Origin of the sequence: Kitasatospora aureofaciens (assembly GCF_001188955.3) — a bacterium.
Lineage (GTDB): Bacteria > Actinomycetota > Actinomycetes > Streptomycetales > Streptomycetaceae > Kitasatospora > Kitasatospora aureofaciens.
This window is the reverse complement of record NZ_JPRF03000054.1, coordinates 13075-34232: the sequence shown is the minus strand read 5'-3', so window position 1 is coordinate 34232 and position 21158 is coordinate 13075. Positions and strand designations below refer to the sequence as shown.

Below are 21158 nucleotides of genomic sequence, written 5' to 3'. Positions count from 1 at the left end.
GGTGAGCCTCACCTTAATCGATCACTCGGAGTCGATCTCGGGAGCGCCGATGGTCCCCGGAACACCCCTGCCCGTCCTCTCCCGGCGGCGGCCCGTCGCCCTGACCGGCGACTACGAGCGGCTGCGCGGGCTCTGCCCGGCGCTCCGGCTGCGCCTGCTCGACCCCGCCGCGCCCGACCCGTCGGCTGCCGACGGCTGGTACTCCGGGGCCCAACTCGCCACCCACGAAGGGGCGCTGGCCGCCGCCCTGGCCGGCGAGGAGTCCCGGATCACCGCCGAGCACGGCCGCGCGCCGCGCCCGCACGTCACCGCCTCACGGCTGCTCCACCACTACGTCTGGTCGGTCTGCCTGCTCATCGCCGGCCCCTGGCACCTCGGCCGACGGGTCCCCGCCCTCGGCCTCGCCGACCTCTGGCTGCACGCCCCCACCGGCGAACTCGCACTGCGTCCGGGCGGGCACGTCACTCGCCCCGGCGAGGACGAACTGCGCGCCGAACTGCGGGCCGCCGTGGTCGGCCACCTGGAACCGGTGCTCGCCGCATTCGCCGGCCCGACCCGGCGCCGCGACCGGGCGCTCTGGGGCATGGTGACCGACGACCTCGCCTCCGCCGTCTGGTACCTCGGCCGGATGCTCGACACCCGGAGCCGGGTTGCCGAGGCCGGGGAGGCCGGGCGGCGAACGGCCGTCGAAGGGCTGGCCGTTGCGGAGGACGCCGCCGTTGCCGCCGCCGGAGCCCTGCTGCCCGGCGGCACCCTGCCGCTGCCCGGAGCGGCCGACTTCCGCCGGTTGCGCTCCCCGGACGGCCGCGACCACCACACCCGCACCCGGCTCGGCTGCTGCCTCTACTACGCCGTCAAGCCCGAGGCCCTCGCCTGCCTGACCTGCCCGCGCACCGGCGACGAGGAGCGGCTTCGGCGGTTCTGACGGCGGTGCCTTCTCTACACCCGGGCGTCTGCGCTGCTCCCGCCGATGCCGCTGCTCCCGCTGCTCCCGCTGTTCCCGTCGCTGCTGTCATGGCGCAGCACCGCGACGCCCCGCTCCAGGTCCACCCCGAAGTGCGGCGGCGCCCCGGCCTGCGTGTCGTCCCGGCGTGTCGCCTGCTCCCGCCGCTGCTCGACCTGGATCCGCTTGCCCGGGCTGAACAGCGCGTACAGCTCGTCCAGTCCACCGCCGCCGCCCACCCCGACCCCCGGCGAGCGTTCGTGACGGCGCGGTGAGGACTCCGACCGGAGCTGCCAACTCGCCAGCGCCACCAGCCCGATCACCGCCGCGACCACGCACCCGACACCCACGATGAACCCCATGTCCAGCCCAACGCCGCACGGTCGCCCGGGCGTTCCCGGATGTTCGGGCCCACCGGCTAGGCTGCCCGCGGACCCTAAGGAGAGCTCTCACCCATGACCGTGCGCGGAACCCTCGTGGACATCCCGACGGCGGACGGCACCGCCGACGCCTACCTCGCCCACCCCGACGACGGCCGCCCCCACCCCGGAGTGCTGCTGTACCAGGACGCCTTCGGCCTCCGGCCCCACCTCCAGGCCATGGCCGACCGGATCGCCGAGGCCGGGTACACCGTCCTCGTTCCCAACGCCTACTACCGCAAGGGCCGCGCGCCGCTGGTCGAACTGCCCGAGCTGATCGACGTCGAGCAGTGCGCCGAGATCTACGCCCAGCTCGGCCCGCTGCTCGTCACCGCCACCGCGCCGGACGTGGCCGCCCGCGACGCGGACGCCTACCTGGCCTGGTTCGACGGCTCCCCGCTGGTCAAGGACGGCCCGATCGGCGTCACCGGCTACTGCCTCGGTGCCTTCCTCGGCCTGCGCACCGCGACAAGCCACCCGGACCGGGTCGCCGCAGCCGCCTGCTTCCACGGCGGCCACCTCGCCACCGACCGCCCGGACAGCCCGCACCTGGACGCCCGACGGATCACCGCCGAGGTGTACTTCGGCCACGCCGACCGGGACGACGCGATGCCGCCCGCGCAGATCGCCCGGCTGAGCGAAGCCATGACCGCGGCCGGCGTACGCCACCGGGCGGAGGTGTACGAGGGTGCCGGGCACGGCTTCACCCAGGCCGACACCACGCGCTACGACGCAGTCGGCGACGCCCGGCACTGGACGGCGCTGTTCGACCTGCTGAAGCGCAGCCTTCCTGCGTAACACCGGGCGGGTACCGGTCTGTTGGGCCCCGTCCACGCCCCCGTAAAGTGGGGCCGGGGCCCGCAGGCGCGGCCGGGAGGCGACGCCGGTCATCCGGTCGCTCGGCCGCCCGGTCGCACCGGATCGGCGGCCCCCGTCGACGCAGCACCGGGGGGACCGAACATGCCGAACCAGGGGAACAGCCGAACCGGCCGCGCGGTGGGCGGCGTTCGGGAGCTCATCGCCGAGGCGCTGGCCGAGCGCACTCCGGGCGGGGTGCGGCCGGGCGAACTCGACCGTGGCGGACGGGCGTTGCGCTGGGTGGAGACGGGCCCGGGCGAGGGCGTGCCGATCGTCCTGGTCGCGGGCTGCGGCGAATCCTCGCTCACCTGGGCGCCGCTGCTGCCCGAACTCGCCGAGCTGGGGCGGGTCGTGGCGTACGATCGGGCCGGGCTCGGTGCCAGCGCACCTGACCGCGCCCCTCGCCTGACGCTGGATGCGCAGGTCGAGGACCTGGCTGCTCTGGTGCGGTACCTGGACGCCGGACCGGCCGTACTGGTCGGGCACAGCTGGGGTGGTCAGCTGGCCCAACTCCTCGCTCGGCAGCGGCCGGAGCTGGTGGCCGGTCTGGTCCTGGTGGACCCGGCGCACGAGGAGTTCAGCCCGCGCGCCATCGCTCTCGCCGAGGTCGCCCTGCTCCGGTTCTCGCTGCTCCGGACGGCGATCGCACCCACGGCACCCGACCGCGGCGACGCCCTCGCCCGGGCCGGCGCGGCGGCCGTCGCCCGCCCGTACCAGCGGCGGGCGGTGCTCGCCGAGCACCGGCTGACCGGTCGCGCCGTTCCGGCGCTGCGCCGTCGGCGGGCCGCCGCCCCGCTGCCCGAGGTGCCGGTCACCGTGCTGAGCGCGACCGAGGGACTGCCGCGCTCCCTGCGCGCCCGGTTCACCGCCGCGCAGGCGGGGATCGCGGCGGGGGCCGACCGGGGCGTCCACACCGTCGTGCCCGGTGCCGGCCACTACGTCCACGCCGACCGGCCGCACGTGGTCGCCGCGGCCGTCCGGGAGGTGTCCGCCCCCGCCCGAATCGCCCGGAACGCCGGACATTGAGCTTCAACAACCACCTGCACAAGGCCTGCTGGGCCTGCGGCACCCTCTGGCACACTGTGTGCCGACGACCCGACGGGGAAGGGTCATGACACCTGGGGGCGGGGCGGATGAGTAGCGCGGGCACTGTGCTCGGCGGGCGGTACACGCTGGTCGAGAAGATCGGCGGCGGGGGGATGGGCGCGGTCTGGCGGGCCGATGACGAGGTGCTGGCACGACCGGTCGCCGTCAAGATCCTCCGCGCGGACCTGTTCGAGGACGACACCGCCGTCCAGCGCTTCCGCCGCGAGGCCCAGCTGGTCGCCGCGATCGACCACCCGGGCATCGTGGACGTCCACGACTACGGCGAGAGCGGCGGCGGCAGCAGCGGCCACGGCGACGGCGGCGAGGACGGTGACGAGCGCTGCGCGTACATCGTGATGGACCTGATCGAGGGCCGTCCGCTGGACCGGGTGCTCAAGGACGACGGCCCGATGAGCGCCGAGCGCGCCCTCGGCCTGCTCGCCGACGCCCTGGACGCGCTGCACGCCGCCCACCGGCGCGGGATCGTGCACCGCGACCTCAAGCCCTCCAACCTGATGGTGCGCGAGGACGGCGGGGTGGTCATCACCGACTTCGGCATCGCCCGGGCCGTCGCCAGCACCAAGCTCACCGCACCGTACGCGATCATCGGCACCGCGGCCTACATGTCCCCCGAGCAGGCCTCGGGGGAGGCCACCGGCCCGGCCTCCGACCTCTACTCGATCGGCGTGGTCTGCTACGAGCTGCTGGTCGGGCGGGTCCCCTACCTGGGGGAGGGGCCGCTGCAGGTCGCGCTCAAGCACGTCAACCAGCCGGTGCCGGAACTGCCGGAGACCTTCCCGGCGGCGGTGCGGGCGCTGGTCGCCACCGCGTTGGCCAAACGGCCCGAGGACCGCTTCGCGAGCGCCGCCGGGATGGCGGCGGCGGCCCGCGTGGCGATCGGCCTGCCGGGGGCGCCGCGCAGGGCGGTGGACAGCGGGACGATCGACCTGCGGCCGGGGGCGGGAGCGGTGCCCGCGGGTGCGGGGACTCCGGGCGCGCCCGACCAGGTCGTGAAGGCGGACCCGCGGGCGGACACCGAGCCGGGCGGACGCCGCTCGCGCCGCGCCCTGCTGCTGCCGATCGTCGTCCCGGTCGTCATCTCGATGGGCACGGCGACCGCGCTGCTGATCGACCGCAGCCCCGGCAACTCCGCCGCGGCCGTGCCACCCGCCGCCCAGCCGACCGTGGTGGTGACCGTCCCGGCGGCCCCGAGCACCACCACCCCGGCCGCCACCACCCCCGCGTCCGCGAGTGCGCAGCCGACGGACACCCCCTCGGGCAATCCGGCCGCCGACCAGCCGTCCGGCGGCCAACTGCCCGCACCGGTAACGGCCCAGGGCGGGAACGGCGGGAACGGCGCGGCCCAGGGCCACGGCGGCGGGGCCTCGAACGGCGGCTCCTCGGGCGGTTCGAGCGGCGGCTCGAACGGTGGCTCCTCCGGCGGGCAGGCCAACCAGCCCGCGGGTGGGGGCGGTGCGGCGAACCAGCCACCGGGCCATCCCGGCAACTCCACCTCGCAGGGCGGCACTTCCAGCGGTTCGCCCTCCGGCGGCAACCCGCCCGCCCCGCAGTCCCCGGCCCGGCCGGCCTCCTGCGGCGGCGACAGTTGGACCCGCATCGTCAGTGTCCAGTACGGCCTGCCGATCGGTATGGCCAGCGACAGCCTCGCGGCCTCCACCCCGATCGTCCTGGGCGGGGCCTCGCAGTACGGCTGGGTGGTAACGCCCGGCAACTGGTACCAGTACAACGCCTGCAACGCCAACGGCCCCCAGCTCGTCCAGGTCTTCCAGAGCGACGCCGTGACGCTCAGCCCCGGCATGACCTTCCTGAACAACTGGACGGTACAGAAGACCGCCTCGGGGACCTACACGCTGGCGGCGGGTCAGAGCTGCATGACCGCCAACGGTGAGGGCCGCAACATCACCATGCAGACCTGCACCCCCGGTCTCAAGGCACAGGAGTGGCGGTTCCAGCAATGACACGGAACGACGGCGTGGTGCTGTACTGGCGTCCCCTGTGCACCTACTGCATGAAGCTGCGCTTCGGCCTGCTCTTCACCCGGCTCCGCTACAGCCGGCGCTTCACCCGGGTGAACATCTGGAAGGACCCGGACGCCGCCGCCTTCGTCCGCTCGGTCGCGGACGGTAACGAGACCGTCCCGACGGCAACCGTGGGCGGCCGTCCGATGGTGAACCCCTCGCTGCGCCAACTGCTGGACGCGGCAAGGCAATACAGCGAGTAAGCGCCCGCTCACCGGGCGGCCGGCGCTATCAGACGGCCGCCCGCCCGGGCAAGGGCGGGCGGTGGCGGGACCTCGCCACCCGGGCGTCAAGAGTGTGTATGGAAAGTTCTACAGAGATGTAAAAGTCGATCGGTCGATGATCGATTTCGATCGCCGGACCAGCGACCGGTGGTCGATCTGTCGTCAGCGCAGGCGGTCGGCCCTGGTTCGAGTGGGAACCCACTGCAAGTCCGGGTGGATTGCCCCGATTTGATCACCACTTGAATCACTTTACCTACTGGCGGGACCTGGCCAATAACTGAGGCAGACCTGTCAATTCACCTGCTGGATTGTCATGCTTCTGTACACCCCTCAGCGGTAGCCCCCCACCCCCACCCCTCGGTGGCGAGCCGCTCGACCGCACGGGGTTTCAGCACGTCAGCGCCCGTTCCGCCCCACAGGTGCCGACCCCGGCCCCCGGGACGCGGTGCGACCGCGCCCACACGCGGTTTCCCGGAAGGACTCGTACGTGAAGCGAAAGCTCGCCGCTGTCGCCGTACTCTCGGCCACGGCCATGTTGACCGGTGTCGTCCAGGTTGCCACCACCGCCCAGGCCGCCCCCGCGGCCCCCTCGCTGCAGGCGCAGGCCGCCCAGCAGCGCGAGGCCGTGCTCGCGGTGGCCAACGGCCAGTCCGCCCCGCTGGCCGGGGCGCTCGGCCTCGGCGGCCAGGAGAAGCTGGTGGCCAAGGACGCCGTCGTCGACAAGGACGGCACCCGGCACCTGCGCTTCGAGCGCACCTACGCCGGCCTGCCGGTCATCGGCGGCGACCTGGTCGTCCACCAGAAGGCCGACGGCGCGGTGAAGTCGGTCGACAAGGCGGTCTCCGCCCAGATCGCGCTGCCGAGCCTGACCCCGAAGATCCCGGCGGACAAGGCCGCCGCCCAGGCCTCCGGCGCGGTCAAGGCGACCGTCGGGCAGACCATCGACTCCGACGAGTCCCCGCTGGTCGACGTCCACCAGACCGGCCAGGCCCAGCTGGTCGTCTGGGCCACCGACGGCAAGCCGCGGCTGGCCTACCGGACCACCGTCGAGGGCACCCGCGCCGACGGCACCCCGAGCGCGCAGATCCTCGTGACCGACGCGGCCAACGGCCAGGTCCTCTCCACCCACGAGAAGATCGAGACCGCCGCCGGCACCGGCACCGGCATCTTCGTCGGCCAGGTCCCGCTCAACACCAACCAGAACGGCTCGCAGTTCGAGCTCAAGGACACCGGCCGTGGCGGCCAGTCCACCACCGACATGAGCAACGGCGAGTCCGGCAGCGGGTCGCTGTTCGCCAACACCAGCAACAGCTTCGGCGACGGCACCAACAACAACCGCGAATCCGCGGCCGTGGACGCCCAATTCGGTGCCGCCACCACCTGGGACTTCTACAAGAACACCTTCGGCCGCAACGGCATCCGCAACGACGGCGTCGGCGCCCTCAGCCGGGTGCACTACGGCTCCAACTACGTCAACGCGTTCTGGAGCGACGACTGCTTCTGCATGTCGTACGGCGACGGCAACAACAACAGCGCGCCGCTCACCGAGATCGACGTGGCCGGCCACGAGATGTCCCACGGCGTCACCGCGGCGACCGCCGCGCTGAACTACTCGGGCGAGTCCGGCGGCCTCAACGAGGCCACCTCGGACATCATGGGCACGATGGTCGAGTGGTACGCCAACCTGCCCTCCAACCCGCCGAACTACTGGATCGGCGAGCTGATCAACCTGCGTGGCGACGGCAGCCCGCTGCGCTACATGGACCAGCCGAGCAAGGACGGCTCGTCGGCGGACTACTGGGACCCGAACGTCGGCAACCTGGACGTGCACTACTCGTCCGGCGTGGCGAACCACTTCTTCTACCTGCTCTCCGAGGGCAGCGGCGCGAAGAGCATCAACGGGTTCGACTACAACAGCCCGACGGCCGACGGCTCTTCGCTCGCGGGCATCGGCCGGGACAAGGCCGCGCAGATCTGGTACCGCGCGCTGACCGTGTACTTCACCTCGACGACCGACTACGCGGGTGCCCGTGCGGCCACCCTCAGCGCGGCGTCGGACCTGTACGGCGCGAACAGCGCCGAGTACAACGCCGTCGCGGCCTCCTGGACCGCGGTCAACGTCAACTGACTCGGGCCCGAACCGGGTCGGGCCCGAGTTGGGCAGGGCCGCCCGGGACGCGCCCGAGCGGGGCCCGGTCGGACTGTGGGTGCCGAACGGCCGGGCGTGACGGCGGGGGCGACGGTGTGCGGACCACCGTCGCCCCCGCCGTCGTGTGTGCGGCGCTGTCCTGGTGGACCATCGGGGAGACCGAAGATCTCCTGGCAGTAGGCTTTCGCAGCGGGGACGTCTGCCACGAAGGGCGTGATGACTTCCAGTTCGTCCGGACCGGTGTGCACGGGTGGCCTCCAGTTGTCGTGGGGTACGCGCGAAGCCGGGATGGCTTGCCGGACTGACGTGCCATCAGATCACTTTGTCGCCATGGAGTTCCTGGGAGGCCAGTACGGCGTCGCCGTGCACGGCCGCCCAGGCGCCGAGGGCGCGGATCGGGTCGAGCAGGGCGGTGCCGGCCTCGGTCAGCGTGTAATCGACGCGGGGCGGGGCCTCGGCGTAACGGCGGCGCTCCACCAGGCCGTTGTACTCCAGCCGGCGCAGCGACTCGTTGAGCACCTTCGGGCTGAGGCCGCCGATCCGGTCCAGCAGGGATCGGGGGCGCATCGGGCCGCACTCGCCGAGGACGTACACCACCACGCTGTCCCAGCGGTTGGCGATCACCTCGAAGGCCAGCCGGGCACGGCAGTCCGCGGCGAACAGCCCGCCGCCCAGGTCGTGGTCCGCCCGGTTTTCGATGACGTCCTCGGTCCCCATGCGTCCATCCTGCCCGATCCGTTGCCTACCGGGCGGTGTGCATCGGCCCGTCTAGCGTCCGGAGCGCGACATCGGACGTGATGAGGAGTGGATGGACCATGCGGATCGGGATTCTCGGTACGGGCTCCATGGCGGCCGCGCTCGGCGGGGCCTGGGTGCGGGCCGGGCACGAGGTGCGGGTGGGCGGGCGTGACGTGGCGGCGGCCCGGAAACTCGCTGTGGGGATCGGGGCCGTGGGTGGTGGCGAGCCGACGGAAGCCGTGCGCTTCGGAGAGGCGGTGTTGGTCGCGCTGCCGGCGACGGCGGCGGTGCCGGTGGTCGGGTCACTGGCGGGTGAACTGGCCGGGCGGGTGCTGCTGGACTGCACCGTGCCGATGGCCCCGGGCGCGGACGGACCGGCCCTGACCACGGCAGGAGCCAGGGATTCCGTTGCCCGGCGGCTCGCCTCGGCGGCTCCGGCGGCACGGGTGGTGAAGGTGTTCGGCATCTGCCACGAGAGCATCTGGTCGCTGCCGCGGCCGAGCTTCGAGGGTGCGCCGCTCGGGGTGCCGTACTGTGCGGACGACCAGGGCGCCGGGGACCTGACCGCTGATCTGGTGGGCTCGATGGGCTGCGTGCCGGTGCACTGCGGCGGTCTCGACCGGGCAGGGCTGCTGGAGGCGGCGGCGGTGTTCGCGATCGGGGTGTGGTGGTCGGGCGGCGAGGCCCGGCACGTCTTCCCGTCTCCCGCGTTGGCGCCGGGGGCGGTGGACGACGCGGAGTAGAGGGCGGGTGGCGGAGCTCCGGTGACAGGCGACGAGTAACAACTAACAGATATCAGCTAACAGATGACAGATGACAGCGAACAGATGATGAACCCTGTCATCTGTCATCTGTCATCTGTCATCTGTCATCTGTTAGCTGTCCGCCGTCACGCCAGGTCCTTGCGGATCCGGTCCAGGATCAGCCCGGCACCGGTGTAGCCGATGCCGAGCATCCACAGGTCGTCGTCCACCTCGTACACCCGGCCGTTGCGGACGGCCTCCAGGTCCTTCCACAGCACGCCCTCGGTGATCCTGGTGCGGTCGGACTTCGACGCGTCCCCGTACACCGAGTAGAAGATGACGTCGGCCGCCGCCTGGTCCACCTGCTCCGGGCTGATCTCCAGCGAGAACCCGGACTTGTCCTGGTTGGCCGGGCGGCCGAGGCCGAGGTCCTTGAACAGCGAGCCGACGAAGGTGTCGTTGAGGTAGAGCCGGGTGGGCGCGCCTGCCAGGAAGCGCGCCATCTCGACCCGGGTGGACGCCGCCTTCGCCGGCCCGCCCAGCGCGGTGACCACGTCCCGCAGCTCCGTCCGGTACGTCGCGTCCACCGCCCCGGCCTCGCTCTGGCGGCCCATGGCCTCCGCGTGCAGTCGGACGTTCTCCTTCCAGGTCGGGCCGGTGGTCTTGGACAGCACCGTCGGCGCGATCTCGGACAGCTGGTCGTACCGCTTGTCGTCGCGGACCTGGTTGCTCAGGATGAGGTCCGGCCGCAGCGCCGCGATCGCCTCCAGGTTGGGCTGGCCGATCGTGCCGACCGCCTTCGTCCCGGCCAGCCGCTCGGCGGGCAGGTAGCCGGGGAACGGTGCGCCCTCGCTGACCGTCGTGGCGCCGACCGGGCTCAGTCCGAGGGTGACCACCGAGTCCAGGGCGTCGGTGTCCAGCGCCACCACCCGGCCGGCCCGGGCCGGTACGGCGCTCCTGCCGCGCGCGTGCTCGACCGTCCGGGTGCCGCCGGAGCCGGACGGGGCGCCGTCCGGTGCGGGGGAGCCGCTTCCGCAGGCGGCGATGGCCAGGCCCGGGGCGAGCCCCGCGGCGAGGCCGAGCGCTGCGCGGCGGCTGAGGGTTCGGGGCATCGGCGACTCCTCCAACGGACGGACACCTCCGCCGGCGGAGCAGTGGCCGCCGACGGCCGGACGGGGCCGCGGGAACCCTGCCCGCCCGGTGGCCCCGCTACGCCTCGGAGCCGTACTCCCGTCGCTGTCGCAGCAGTTCGGCGTACTCGGCCTGGACCCGGCGGTCCATCGCCAGGGTGAACTGGGCGTCGGCGACGGTGCGGGCGAGCGGCCGGACCCGCAGGATGCGCTCGGTGAGCCGGGCCGCCTCGCCGGGAGGCAGCGGGGTGTCGCCGGAGAGCGCGCTGAGCAGGTGCTCGCTGACCACCTCGATGAAGATCTCCGCGATGGCGTCGACGTACTCCCGGGTGCGACGGCTGGCGTCCAGGACGGCCGCGAGCGGGACGCCCTCGGCGACCAGCTCGGTGGTGGCGTCCATCAGCCGCCGGCTGACGTGGGTGATCCCGTCGTCCTCGATCGAGATGTAGCCCTGGGCGATCGCCTCGGCGGTGTTCTCCTCGGTGAGCTGGTCCCCGAAAGCGGTCTTCAGCTCCTCCCAGTCCAGCCGGACGGGGGTCTCGTCCGACCACGGGGCGACGATCGCGGCCTCCAGCCCGATCAGTCCGGCGACGTCCCGGCCGCTCTCGCCGGCGCCGATCAGTTCGGCGATCCCGCCCAGGGTGTGGCCGCGTTCGAGCAGTTCGCCGATCATCCGCAGCCGGGACAGGTGCTCCTCGCCGTACCAGGCGATCCGGCCCTCCTTGCGGGGCGGTTGGAGTAGTTTGCGCTCGCGGTAGAAGCGCAGGGTGCGAGTGGTGATCCCGGCCGCTTCGGCCAGTTCCTCCACCCGGTACTCGCGTTTTCTGTCGTCCGCGGCAGCTCTGACCTTGTCCACGGCGATCAGCATAGGTCCGGCACCTCGACGGGGGAGCCTCCGGGAACTCGGGGAACTGCCGGTGAATCCGGGCCGTCGTGCTTCTTCCATCCGGTGTCAGCAAGGGCTACCCTGCCAACCGTGCCAGTGATTACTGGCGCGATTGGCAGGGTTCCGGGGACGGTCCGGGAGGTTCCCGGACCGCGACCCCCGGAAGAGCGTGACGACCACCGCCCCACCCTTCAGAAGGAGGCCGCATGGCATCCAGCAGCAAGCGCCCCCGCTCCGGCGCGTCCGCAGCGACCGACCCAGGTGCTGCGACAGGCCCGGGCGCCGCGACAGGCCGGGGCGCTGCGGCGGACCCGGGCGCCGCGACCGGAACCGGCGCTGCGGCGGAGGCCGTACCGCACGTGCGGGTGGCGGTGATCGGCTCCGGGTTCGGCGGCCTCGGAGCGGCCGTCCGGCTTCGCCGCGCCGGGATCACCGACTTCGTCGTCCTGGAGCGCGCGGACTCCGTCGGCGGCACCTGGCGCGACAACAGCTATCCCGGCTGCGCCTGCGACGTGCCCTCGCACCTCTACTCCTTCTCCTTCGCGCCCAACCCCTACTGGCCGCGCAGCTTCTCCGGCCAGCCGGACATCCGCGCCTACCTGGAGAAGGTCGCCACCGTCTTCGGCCTCCGCCCGCACCTTCGCTTCAACACCGAGGTGCTGGAAGCGCGTTGGGAGAGTGAACAAATCCGCTGGCGGATCACCACCTCGGCCGGCCAGTGGACCGCCGACGCCGTGGTCTCCGCCGCCGGACCGCTCGCCGACCCGCAGATCCCCGACCTGCCCGGCCTCAGCACCTTCCCCGGCAAGGTGTTCCACTCCTCCCGCTGGGACCACGACTACGACCTGACCGGCAAGCGCGTCGCCGTGGTCGGCACCGGAGCCTCGGCCGCCCAGATCATCCCGTCGATCCAGCCGAAGGCCGGAAAGCTGACGGTCTTCCAGCGCACCCCGGCCTGGGTCCTGCCGCGCCGCGACCGGGAGATCACCCAGCTGGAGAAGTGGCTCCACGGCCGACTGCCGGTCACCGCCAAGATCCGCCGGGGCACCCTGTTCGCGCTCCGCGAGATCCAGGTGGACGCCTTCGTCCGCCGACCCGGACTGCTGCGCCTCGTCCAGCGACTCGCCGAACGCCACATCGCCCAGGGCATTGCCGACCCGGCACTGCGCGCCAAGCTCACCCCGGACTACCGGATCGGCTGCAAGCGGATCCTGCTCAGCAACACCTACTACCCGGCGCTCGCCGCCGCCAACACCGAGGTGGTCTCCTCGGGCCTGCGCGAGCTGCACGGCTCCACCCTGGTCGCGGCCGACGGCAGCGAGCACGAGGTGGACGCCATCGTCTTCGGCACCGGCTTCCACGTCACCGACATGCCCATCGGCGCCCGGGTGTTCGGGGTGAACGGGACGAGCCTGGCGGAGGAGTGGAAGGACGGCATGGAGGCGCTGCGCGGCTCCACCGTGCACGGCTTCCCCAACCTCTTCTTCGTGATCGGCCCCAACACCGGCCTCGGCAACAGCTCGATGATCCTCATGATCGAGTCCCAACTGAACTACATGATCGATGCGTTGACCACGCTCCACTCGGTCGGCGCCGCCGCCATACAGCCCACCGTCCGCGCCCAGCGGCAGTGGAACCTGGAACTGCAGCACCGGATGGACCGCACCGTCTGGACCACCGGCGGCTGCCGCAGCTGGTACCTGGACCCGAGTGGCAGGAACACCGTGCTCTGGCCCGGCTCCACGACCTCCTTCCGGCGCGCCACCCGCAAGGTCGACCTCGGCGAGTACGAGCTGATCATGGCCACCGCCCCGACCGCCGCCCGAACCGTCCAGGAGGCCAACGCATGAGTTCCGTCCAGCTTCCCGCGGATTACGTACCGCCCACGCCCGTCGAGGAGTTGGGCATCCGCTCGGCCGACGGCATCCGGCTGCACGTCGAGGTGCACGGCCGGCCCGGGGCGCCCACCGTGGTGCTCTCCCACGGCTGGACCTGCTCGACCGCGTTCTGGGCCCCGGTGATCCGCCAACTCGCCGACCGCTACCGGGTCGTGGTCTACGACCAGCGCGGCCACGGGCGCAGCGAGATCCCGCCCAGCCGCGCCCGGTACTCCACCCGGGCACTCGCCGAGGACCTGGCCACCGTGCTCGCCCGGACCGTTCCGGCGGGGGAGCGGGCGGTGCTGGCCGGGCACAGCATGGGCGGGATGACCATCATGGCCGCCGGTGGCCGACCCGAGGTCGCCGAGCGCACCGCCGCCAACGTCCTGATCTCCACCGGCCCGAGCGAGCTGGTCGCCGAGCTCACCGTCCTGTCGGACGTCGTCCGCGCCCCGGGCCTGCGGCGCTTCCTGCACCGGCGGCTGCTGCGCTCCCGGATGCCGCTCGGTCCTGTCTCGGCGGTCAGCCGGGCGGCGCTCAAGTACGCGACAATGGGGCCGAGTTCGCCGGCCGGTCAGGTCGAGGCGACGGCCCGGATCGTGCACGCCTGCCCCGCCGCGGTCCGCTTCCACTGGGCCGGAGTGCTCGACCGCCTGGACGTACGGGCCGGGCTCGGCCGGGTCACCGCCCCCACCGCCGTAGTGGTGGGCACCGCGGACCGGCTGACCCCGCCGGTGCACGCTCACCGGATCGTCGCCGAACTGGCGGACCCACAGGGGTTGTTGCTGCTCCCGGGGGTCGGGCACATGGCGCCGCTGGAGCGGCCGGTGGAGGTCGCCGCCGAAATCCACCGGATGGCCGCCGCGCACCTGACCGGTGCCGCTTCCGATGCCGCCTCCGCCGCCGCCTCGGCCGCTGCTTCCGTCGATGCTCCCGCTGCTGCTTCCGTCCCTGCTCCCGTCGCCGTGCCCGTCGTTGAGAGGACCACCGTCGCATGAGCGCCGTCCCGCCGTTGTCCGCGCAGGTCGTCGTCGTCACCGGGGCCGCCCGCGGGGTTGGCGCCTCGCTGGCCCGTAGGCTGGCCCGGCGCGGGGCCAAGGTCGCGCTGCTCGGCCTGGAGCCGGAGGAGCTGAAGGCCGTCGCGGCGCAGTGCGGCGCGGCCGCCACGGCGTGGGAGGTGGACGTCACCGACCTGGAGGCGCTCAGTGACACCGCCGACCGGATCAAGGAGCACTACGGTCGGATCGACACCGTGGTCGCCAATGCCGGGATCGCGATCGGCGGACCGCTGGCCGACAGCGACCACCGGGCGTTCAGCCGGGTGATCGAGGTCAACCTGCTCGGCAGCGTCGCCACCGCGCGGGCCTTCCTGCCGGCGCTCGTCGAGAGTCGCGGCTACCTGCTGCAGATCGCCTCGCTCGCCGCGCTGACGCCCGCACCGCTGATGAGCGCGTACTGCGCCAGCAAGTCCGGGGTGGAGGCCTTCGCCCACTCGATCCGCGCCGAGGTCGCCTATCAGGGGGTCAAGGTCGGGGTGGGGTACCTGAGTTGGACCGACACCGACATGGTGCGCGGCGCCGACGAGGACACCGTGCTGAAGCAGATGCGCGGCCGGCTGCCGTGGCCGGCCAACAAGACCTATCCGCTGGAGCCCGCGGTGGACCGGATCGTCGCCGGGATCGCCCGTCGGTCCGCCCATGTGTACGCCCAGGCCTGGCTGCGCGGGATGCAGCCGGTCCGGTGGTTGCTGCCGAGCCTGATCGCGGTGGTCGGCTCCCGTGACGTGGCCAAGCTCGCCCCGCAGCTCGCGGCCACCGCCGCCTCGCGACTGCGCGCAGTCGGGGCCGGCGGCGCCGCGGACACGGCGGCGCGCACGACCCGGTCGGGGGCGGACGGCTGACGGCTGACGGCGAACGGTTGACAGCTGACAGATGACAGATTTCGAAATCTGAAATCTGAAGTCTGTCAGCTGTTCCTTGTCAGTTGCCGGCGTCACCCGTCGCCCGTCACCCGTCCGCGATCCCCGCCAGCACCCGCAGAGCCCACGCCAACACCGGCAACGGGGGCGAGGCCAGCCCCACCCGCACCGCGGACGGCGTGCTCCGCGGATCCACCGCGAAGGCCGCCGCGGGTGTCACCGAAATCCCCGCCCGCGCCGCCGCGGCGACGAAGGCCTCCGCCCGCCAGCTGCCCGGCAGCTCCCACCACAGGTAGTACGAGCACGGGTCCGCCCGCAGCCGCTGCCCCGCGAGCGCCTCCCGGGCCAGTGCCTGCCGCGCCGCCGCGTCCGTCCGTTTCGCCGCCGTCACCGCGGCCAGCGTCCCGTCCGCGATCCAGCGCACCGCCGCCTCCAGCGCGAAGCCGCTCGGCGTCCACCCACCGGTCCGCAGCGCCCCCGCGACCCGTTCGCGCAGCCCGTCCGGGACGACCGCGAACCCGACGGTCAGTCCCGGCGCGAGCCGCTTGGACAGGCTGTCGACCAGCACCGTCCGCTCCGGCGCGAGCGCGGCGAGCGGCGCGAGCTCGGGACGCAGGAAGGACCAGATGGCGTCCTCGACCACCGGCAGGTCCAGTCGGCGCAGTTCCGCCGCCAGCGCGACCGCCCGCTCGGGCGGCAGACTGGTGCCGAGCGGGTTCTGCAGCCGGGGCTGGAGGTACACCGCGCTCAGCGGCGCCGTCCGGTGGGCCGCCGCGACGGCGTCGGGCCGCAGCCCGTGCTCGTCCACCGCGAGCGGCACCAGCCGGACACCCAGCCGCCCCGCCACCGCCTTGACCACCGGGTAGGTCAGCGCCTCGACCCCCAGCCGCTGTCCGGGCGCCACCAGCGCGGCGAGCGCCCCCGCGACGGCCTGCCGTCCGTTGCCCGCGAACAGCAGCCCCCGCGCCTCGACCTCCCAACCGCCCGTGCCCGCCGTCAGCAGCCCGGCGAAGGACTGCCGTGCGGCGTCCGTTCCGGCCGCGCCGACCGGTCGCAGCGCCTCCTCCAGCGCGTCCGCCCGCAGCAGGGGCGTCAGTGCGCCGGCCAGCAGTTCGGCCTGCCCGGGCGCGCTCGGGTAGTTGAGTTCCAGGTCGATCGGCGCGGTGGCCGGTTCGGCGAGGGCGATCCGCCCGTTCTCCCCGGACCGCCCCCCGGCCCGGACGAAGGTGCCCCGCCCGACCTCCCCGACGGTCAGCCCGCGCCGGACCAGTTCGCGGTAGACCCGGCCCGCCGTCGAGGCGGCGATGCCCCGCCGGCGGGCGAAGGCGCGTTGGGTGGGCAGCTGCTGGCCGGGCCGCAGCCGTCCGCTGGTGATGTCGGCGGCGACCTCGTCCGCGATCAGCCGGTAGTCGTCCATGGCGAACCAACCCCTCGTGCTCCCCGCATCGGGCGATTGCACCGAGTGCAAAGTCATCATTGCATCGAGATCACTCCGCACCCTAGCCTCGACGCATGGACGAGCTGATGAACATCACGGGCGCCCTGCACGCGGTGGACGGCCACGCGGTGCTCGGCATCGCCGCGGTGGCGCTGGGCATGGTGCTGTCACCGGGGCCGAACATGATCTACCTGGTCTCGCGCTCGATATCCCAGGGCCGCCGCGCCGGACTGGTGTCGCTGGCAGGCGTCGCCGCCGGGTTCCTGGTCTACCTGGTCGCGGTGACGGCCGGGGTGGCGGCGGTCTTCTCGGTGGTTCCCGTCCTCTACACCGTGATCAAGCTGGCCGGGGCCGGCTACCTGCTCTGGCTGGCCTGGAAGGCGGTCAAGCCCGGCGGCACGGCGATCTTCGCCCCTCAGGAACTGCCCCCGGACCCGCCGCGGCGCCTGTTCGCGATGGGCTTCCTGACCTGTCTGCTCAACCCCAAGATCGCCGTCATGTACATCTCGCTGCTGCCCCAGTTCGTGGTCCCCGAGCGGGGCCACATCGCGGTGCAGAGCCTGGTGCTCGGCCTGGTCCAGATCACGATCGCGGTCGGCATGAACGGCCTGATCGCGATGAGCGCGGGCAGCATCGCCGGCTTCCTCGGCCGCCGCCCGGTCTGGCTGCGTGTCCAGCGCTACGTGATGGGCACCGTCCTCGCCGGCCTCGCGGTGCGCATCGCCGCCGACCGCGCCAGGACGGTGGCGGCCTGAGAGCTGTCCCAGTCGGCCTACCAGGCCCAGGAGGCCTAGGAGACCCCGGCCGCCGCCGCCCGCAACACCTCGTACCCCGCTCGGACGAGGCGCCCGTCCGGTGCCGGTGCGGTGTTGGCGAGGACGGCGACGGCGGTCGGGCCCTCGGGCGAGAACCCCGCGAAGCTGGTGAACCCCCGGGTGCCGCCGGAGTGGAAGTACAGGTCGCGAACGCCCGAGCGGCGGTGCATCCAGACGAGGCCGAGCCGGTCCGTCGAGTGGGGCAGCCGCAGCCGTAGCCGCTGGACGTTCCGCAGGGCGGCGCCCAACTCGCCGCCCGTGCCCACGGCGTGGGCCCGCAGGTAGCGCAGCAGATCGGCCCCGGACGACCGCACGGCGCCCGCCCCCGGCAGTCCGGGGATGCGCCAGGGCGGTACCGGCCGTCCGCGGCGGTACCCGACGGCCAGGCCCGGGGCGTCCGGGGCGCACGTCGTGGAGCGCAGTCCGAGCGGTCCGCATACGCGTTCGGCGAGCAGCTCCCCGTACGGCAGTCCGCCACTCTCGGCGAGCAGGCGCCCGAGGAGGCCGACTCCGTAGTTGGAGTAGCAGTACCGACTACCGGGTCTGCCGCGCACCGTCGTTCGGGCCAGGCCGCGGCGCAACTGGTCCTCACCGTAGGTCGCGTACGGATTGGTGAACCAGGCGGGCGCGGCGCTGGCGAGCAGGCCCGGCGGCAGCCGGGGCAGCCCCGAGGTGTGGGTGGCCAGGTGCAGCAGTCGCACCGGGTCGGCCGAACGTACCTTCGCCGGGCGCCAGTTGGGTGGCAGGTGGTGCTCCAGCCGGTCGTCCAGGGCGAGTTCGCCCCGCGCGGCCATCTGCGCCAGCAGCAGTGCGGTGAAGGTCTTCGTCACCGAACCGAGTTCGAAGACGGTCTCCGGCGTGCACGGCGGCGCGACCGGTGCGAGGCCGAGCCGACCGTGGCACCGGACCTGTTCCCGGTCCCCGCGCGCGACGGCCACCGTGACGGCGGTCGCGTACGGCTCGGCTGCCCGCAGCGTCGCCGCGACCGCGGTGGCCAGTTCGCTCACGCGGGCGCCGGTGTGCCGCCGAGCGCGCGCGAGAGCGCGACGGTGGCCGCCACCACCCCGACGACGGCGGTGTGTTCGTGCTCGCGGAAGGTGTCCTCCGGGTCCTCGTGGACGGGCGTGACGGCGTCGCGCGGGATCAGTCCGTCCGGGTGCTGGAGCGCGGCCAGTGCCTCCCACCCGGTCCGGCCGGTGACCGGCTCGCCGATGCACGAGTCGACGATGAGCAACTCGCCCACGAGGTCCCACTCTCCGGTCTCCAGCCAGACGTCGAGCCAGACCGGCAGCCAGTCGCGCAGGTAGTCGCGCATCGGTTCGGGCAGGCAGTCGGGCCGGGAGCCCCAGTCGGTGAGGTGGAACACGGTGTGGGTGACCTGGTAGCCGATCACCCAGGTGATGGTCCACGGCTCGGGGCGGGCGCCGAGCCAGGTCGCCCGGGCCAGCGCGGGCCAGTCCGGCCGGTGTTCCAGTCCGGCGATCCGCCAGGCGTTGGCGAGGGCGAGTCGGCGGCTTCCCTGCATTTCGAGGGCGTGGACGGCCCGGAGCCGGCCGAGGGAGTTCAGCAGCTCCTCCAGGGCGGCGTGGCGGTAGCCCGCCCGGGCGAAGTGCGCGTAGGTCTCCAGCGGGTCGGTGATCGCGACGTGCCGCAGTTGTCGGTCGTAGAGGAGGTCGCCCCCGCGCAGTTGGGCCCAGGCGGTCTCGAGGAGTTCCCGCGCCGCCCGGGTGTCGCGCGGACCGGCGACCCCCTCCCGGAGCACCAGGGAGGCGGCCAGCGCGGTCTCGCAGAGCGGCTTGTAGACGTCGTCCGGATCGGCCAGGTCGATGACGGTGCTGTCCGTGAGCCGTCCCCTGCCGTCGGTGTAGTGCGCGTGCAACCAGGCCAGCGCCCGGGTGCCGAGCCGTTGGGCGACGGTGAGCACCTGGGTGTCGGTCATCGCGGACCAGCGTTCAACAGGCCGTGGGCGACGTCGAGTTCCAGCCGCATGCGAGCGCTGCCGGCGCCGACCAGGCGGATCCGTTCCAGGACGGGTTCGATCTCCAGCCGGACCGGACGGCCGTCGGCCCGGGCCCAGGCGAGCCAGCGGGCGAGTCGAACGGCGGTGGTGAGGTCGTTCCGGAGCATGGCGCGGGTCGCGCCCCGGGCGAGGCCCAGGGTGTGGGTGCGGGCGTCCTCGTGAACCGGCCCGTCCAGGCCGGGCAGTGCGAGTACGGACAACTGCGCCATCCGCACCGCCCAGGCCTGCCATCCGGCGGTTTCCGAACCGGGCGACGGCGCGGGGGGCGTGCGCGGCGGAGCGGCGGGCGACACGGCCGCCCCGAACGGCGTCCGGGCCAGCATCCGGTCGGCGGCCCAGTCCTGCCAGCCGATCGCCAGCGCGGCCTCCTCGGACCCGGCAGCCGGAGGAGGAAGGGTGCGCCGGGCCTCGACCAGCAGTTCGGCGGTGGGTCCGTCGGGTTCGGCCCCGGTGAGCAGTTGCGGGGCGAACAGGTCCGCGCCGAGCACCCGTACGGCGGCCAGCAGCGGGCGGGGCGCGGTGGTGTCACGGGCCGTGAGTGCGGCCGGGCCCCCGCCGTCCCGGAGGGCGTCGAGGGTCCGGCCCGCCACCTGCTCGACCGCTGCGGCGTACTCGTCGCGGAGTGACGTGTCGGCGAACGGCATGCGGAGGGTCCCTCCTTCGCACATCCGAGAAGCGGCACTGGGCGCGTGGCCCTGGGCGGAGCGGCCCGGCTACCGGGCCGGCTTCTCCTTGGGGGCCTTGGGCACCTTGGGAGAGAGGGCCAGCAGCCCGGTCAGCAGCAGCAGGCCTTGGGCCTCCGGCAGGTGCGTGGGCGCGTCGGACACGACGGCCTCGTCCTCCACCATCAGACTCGCGAGAGTCTCGGCCTCGGCCAGCGTCGCACTGCTCGACGCCGAGGCGGTTTCGGTCCGGAACTGAGTGAGCATCGGATCCGCCTCCTCACCTGGATCGCACCGCCCGGTGGGGCGATGCCTCGTCCGAGACTACGAGCACGATCGATTGCCTGCATCCGCAGCTGGCCGACCAGGTGAGCCGCCCGGGGTGTGGGCGTGGCCGCAGGGAGTCGGTACGGTCGGGGGCATGACCACAGCCTTGATCACCGGCGCGACCGCCGGCATCGGAGCCGCCTTCGCCGGCCGGCTCGCCCGCAGCGGCTACCGGCTCGTCCTGGTGGCCCGGGACACCGAGCGCCTGGAGCGCGCGAGCGCCGACCTGCACGCCCGGTACGGCACCGAGGTGGAGGTGCTGACCGCCGACCTCGCCACCGACGAGGGCATCGCCACCGTCGAAGCGCGGCTCGCCGACGCCGAGCGCCCGGTGGACCTCCTGATCAACAACGCCGGCTTCGGCAACAAGGGCGCCTTCGGGACCGTTCCGCTCCAGGACGAGCTGGACATGCTGAAGGTGCACGTCGAGGCTATTCTGCGGCTGACCACGGCCGCCCTCCCGGGAATGCGCGAGCGCGGCCGGGGTGCGATCGTGAACGTGGCCTCGGTGGCGGCCTTCCTGCCGCGCGGCACGTACGGGGCGAGCAAGGCGTGGGTGGTGAGCTTCACCCAGGGCGTACTGCGCGACCTCGGCGGGACGGGCGTGCGGATGATGGCGCTGTGCCCCGGATTCACCCGGACCGAGTTCCACCAGCGGGCGGGCATGGGCACCGGCAACATCCCGTCCTGGTCCTGGCTGTCGGCCGAGCGCGTGGTGAACGAGGCGATGCGCGACCTCGCCCGCGGCCGTTCGGTGTCCGTGCCGGGCAAGCGCTACAAGCTGGCCGTGGCGGTCGCCCGGGTGCTGCCGTCCGGCAAGCTCGGCGGCCTCTCCTCGAAGGCGGCGCGCACCTACCGGACGAACTGAGGCGCGTACCCGCCG

The 21158-nt window shown here is 73.2% G+C and carries 21 protein-coding genes; 12 read left to right on the top strand and 9 right to left on the bottom strand.

Features of this window, described 5'->3' with window-relative positions:
* Positions 1 to 49 precede the first annotated feature (49 nt).
* Complete coding sequence (locus tag HS99_RS30185; RefSeq protein WP_050366455.1) at positions 50 to 925, top strand: hypothetical protein; 876 nt, start codon at positions 50 to 52, stop codon at positions 923 to 925.
* A gap of 14 nt (positions 926 to 939) precedes the next feature.
* On the opposite strand, the gene HS99_RS30180 is transcribed toward HS99_RS30185, so the two are convergent.
* Entirely contained in the window at positions 940 to 1305 is a 366-nt protein-coding gene (locus tag HS99_RS30180; protein WP_037829286.1) for a DUF6191 domain-containing protein, read from the bottom strand.
* A gap of 93 nt (positions 1306 to 1398) precedes the next feature.
* Here HS99_RS30180 and HS99_RS30175 point away from each other — a divergent pair, with 93 nt between their 5' ends.
* The 5 genes from HS99_RS30175 to HS99_RS30155 all read left to right on the top strand — a co-directional run bounded on the left by HS99_RS30175 (position 1399) and on the right by HS99_RS30155 (position 7697).
* Entirely contained in the window at positions 1399 to 2160 is a 762-nt protein-coding gene (locus HS99_RS30175; protein ID WP_030283099.1) for a dienelactone hydrolase family protein, read from the top strand.
* Between the two features lie 162 nt (positions 2161 to 2322).
* On the top strand, positions 2323 to 3246 hold the full coding sequence (locus HS99_RS30170) for an alpha/beta fold hydrolase (RefSeq protein ID WP_050366454.1): 924 nt from the start codon (positions 2323 to 2325) through the stop codon (positions 3244 to 3246).
* A gap of 107 nt (positions 3247 to 3353) precedes the next feature.
* Positions 3354 to 5285, top strand: coding sequence for a serine/threonine protein kinase (locus tag HS99_RS47945; RefSeq protein ID WP_078867258.1), 1932 nt, complete (start codon positions 3354 to 3356; stop codon positions 5283 to 5285).
* Positions 5282 to 5548, top strand: coding sequence for a glutaredoxin domain-containing protein (locus tag HS99_RS30160; protein WP_030283093.1), 267 nt, complete (start codon positions 5282 to 5284; stop codon positions 5546 to 5548). Before HS99_RS47945 ends, HS99_RS30160 begins: the two co-directional genes overlap by 4 nt.
* Positions 5549 to 6101: 553 nt before the next feature.
* The gene (locus HS99_RS30155; protein WP_078867269.1) at positions 6102 to 7697 is read left to right on the top strand and encodes a M4 family metallopeptidase; all 1596 of its coding nucleotides are present in this window, start codon (positions 6102 to 6104) and stop codon (positions 7695 to 7697) included.
* A 333-nt stretch (positions 7698 to 8030) separates the two neighbouring features.
* Here the strand turns inward: HS99_RS30155 and HS99_RS30150 are convergent, their stop codons facing one another.
* Positions 8031 to 8435, bottom strand: coding sequence for a winged helix-turn-helix transcriptional regulator (locus HS99_RS30150; RefSeq protein ID WP_046387088.1), 405 nt, complete (start codon positions 8433 to 8435; stop codon positions 8031 to 8033).
* Between the two features lie 98 nt (positions 8436 to 8533).
* Between HS99_RS30150 and HS99_RS30145 the strand changes: the two genes are divergently transcribed.
* Positions 8534 to 9199 carry an NADPH-dependent F420 reductase gene (locus HS99_RS30145; protein WP_030283088.1) on the top strand — a complete coding sequence of 222 codons (666 nt, stop codon included), beginning with the start codon at positions 8534 to 8536 and terminating at the stop codon, positions 9197 to 9199.
* A 146-nt stretch (positions 9200 to 9345) separates the two neighbouring features.
* On the opposite strand, the gene HS99_RS30140 is transcribed toward HS99_RS30145, so the two are convergent.
* The gene (locus HS99_RS30140) at positions 9346 to 10311 is read right to left on the bottom strand and encodes an ABC transporter substrate-binding protein (RefSeq protein WP_030552247.1); all 966 of its coding nucleotides are present in this window, start codon (positions 10309 to 10311) and stop codon (positions 9346 to 9348) included.
* 97 nt (positions 10312 to 10408) lie between these two features.
* Complete coding sequence (locus HS99_RS30135) at positions 10409 to 11197, bottom strand: MerR family transcriptional regulator (protein ID WP_046386456.1); 789 nt, start codon at positions 11195 to 11197, stop codon at positions 10409 to 10411.
* A 224-nt stretch (positions 11198 to 11421) separates the two neighbouring features.
* Between HS99_RS30135 and HS99_RS30130 the strand changes: the two genes are divergently transcribed.
* From HS99_RS30130 to HS99_RS30120, 3 genes are read left to right on the top strand one after another with little or no spacing between them, the layout of a single operon-like run.
* Complete coding sequence (locus HS99_RS30130; protein WP_078938845.1) at positions 11422 to 13065, top strand: flavin-containing monooxygenase; 1644 nt, start codon at positions 11422 to 11424, stop codon at positions 13063 to 13065.
* Positions 13062 to 14093 (top strand): alpha/beta fold hydrolase, encoded by a 1032-nt coding sequence (locus tag HS99_RS30125; protein ID WP_030552240.1) that lies wholly within the window; start codon positions 13062 to 13064, stop codon positions 14091 to 14093. The genes HS99_RS30130 and HS99_RS30125 overlap by 4 nt, the downstream gene beginning before the upstream one ends.
* Complete coding sequence (locus HS99_RS30120) at positions 14090 to 14995, top strand: SDR family oxidoreductase (protein WP_030283080.1); 906 nt, start codon at positions 14090 to 14092, stop codon at positions 14993 to 14995. The genes HS99_RS30125 and HS99_RS30120 overlap by 4 nt, the downstream gene beginning before the upstream one ends.
* Before the next feature lie 106 nt (positions 14996 to 15101).
* On the opposite strand, the gene HS99_RS30115 is transcribed toward HS99_RS30120, so the two are convergent.
* On the bottom strand, positions 15102 to 16430 hold the full coding sequence (locus HS99_RS30115; RefSeq protein ID WP_030552238.1) for an aminotransferase-like domain-containing protein: 1329 nt from the start codon (positions 16428 to 16430) through the stop codon (positions 15102 to 15104).
* A 95-nt stretch (positions 16431 to 16525) separates the two neighbouring features.
* Here HS99_RS30115 and HS99_RS30110 point away from each other — a divergent pair, with 95 nt between their 5' ends.
* Positions 16526 to 17206, top strand: coding sequence for a LysE family translocator (locus tag HS99_RS30110; protein ID WP_232543102.1), 681 nt, complete (start codon positions 16526 to 16528; stop codon positions 17204 to 17206).
* A 35-nt stretch (positions 17207 to 17241) separates the two neighbouring features.
* Here the strand turns inward: HS99_RS30110 and HS99_RS30105 are convergent, their stop codons facing one another.
* From HS99_RS30105 to HS99_RS30090, 4 genes are all read right to left on the bottom strand, one after another.
* Positions 17242 to 18273, bottom strand: coding sequence for a serine hydrolase domain-containing protein (locus HS99_RS30105; protein WP_046385913.1), 1032 nt, complete (start codon positions 18271 to 18273; stop codon positions 17242 to 17244).
* Entirely contained in the window at positions 18270 to 19205 is a 936-nt protein-coding gene (locus tag HS99_RS30100; protein ID WP_030552232.1) for a DUF6895 family protein, read from the bottom strand. The genes HS99_RS30105 and HS99_RS30100 overlap by 4 nt, the downstream gene beginning before the upstream one ends.
* Positions 19202 to 19930 carry a hypothetical protein gene (locus HS99_RS30095; RefSeq protein ID WP_043388458.1) on the bottom strand — a complete coding sequence of 243 codons (729 nt, stop codon included), beginning with the start codon at positions 19928 to 19930 and terminating at the stop codon, positions 19202 to 19204. Before HS99_RS30095 ends, HS99_RS30100 begins: the two co-directional genes overlap by 4 nt.
* Positions 19931 to 19999: 69 nt before the next feature.
* On the bottom strand, positions 20000 to 20215 hold the full coding sequence (locus tag HS99_RS30090) for a hypothetical protein (RefSeq protein WP_030552228.1): 216 nt from the start codon (positions 20213 to 20215) through the stop codon (positions 20000 to 20002).
* A gap of 154 nt (positions 20216 to 20369) precedes the next feature.
* Between HS99_RS30090 and HS99_RS30085 the strand changes: the two genes are divergently transcribed.
* Positions 20370 to 21143 (top strand): SDR family NAD(P)-dependent oxidoreductase, encoded by a 774-nt coding sequence (locus HS99_RS30085; protein WP_030552226.1) that lies wholly within the window; start codon positions 20370 to 20372, stop codon positions 21141 to 21143.
* Positions 21144 to 21158: the final 15 nt, after the last annotated feature.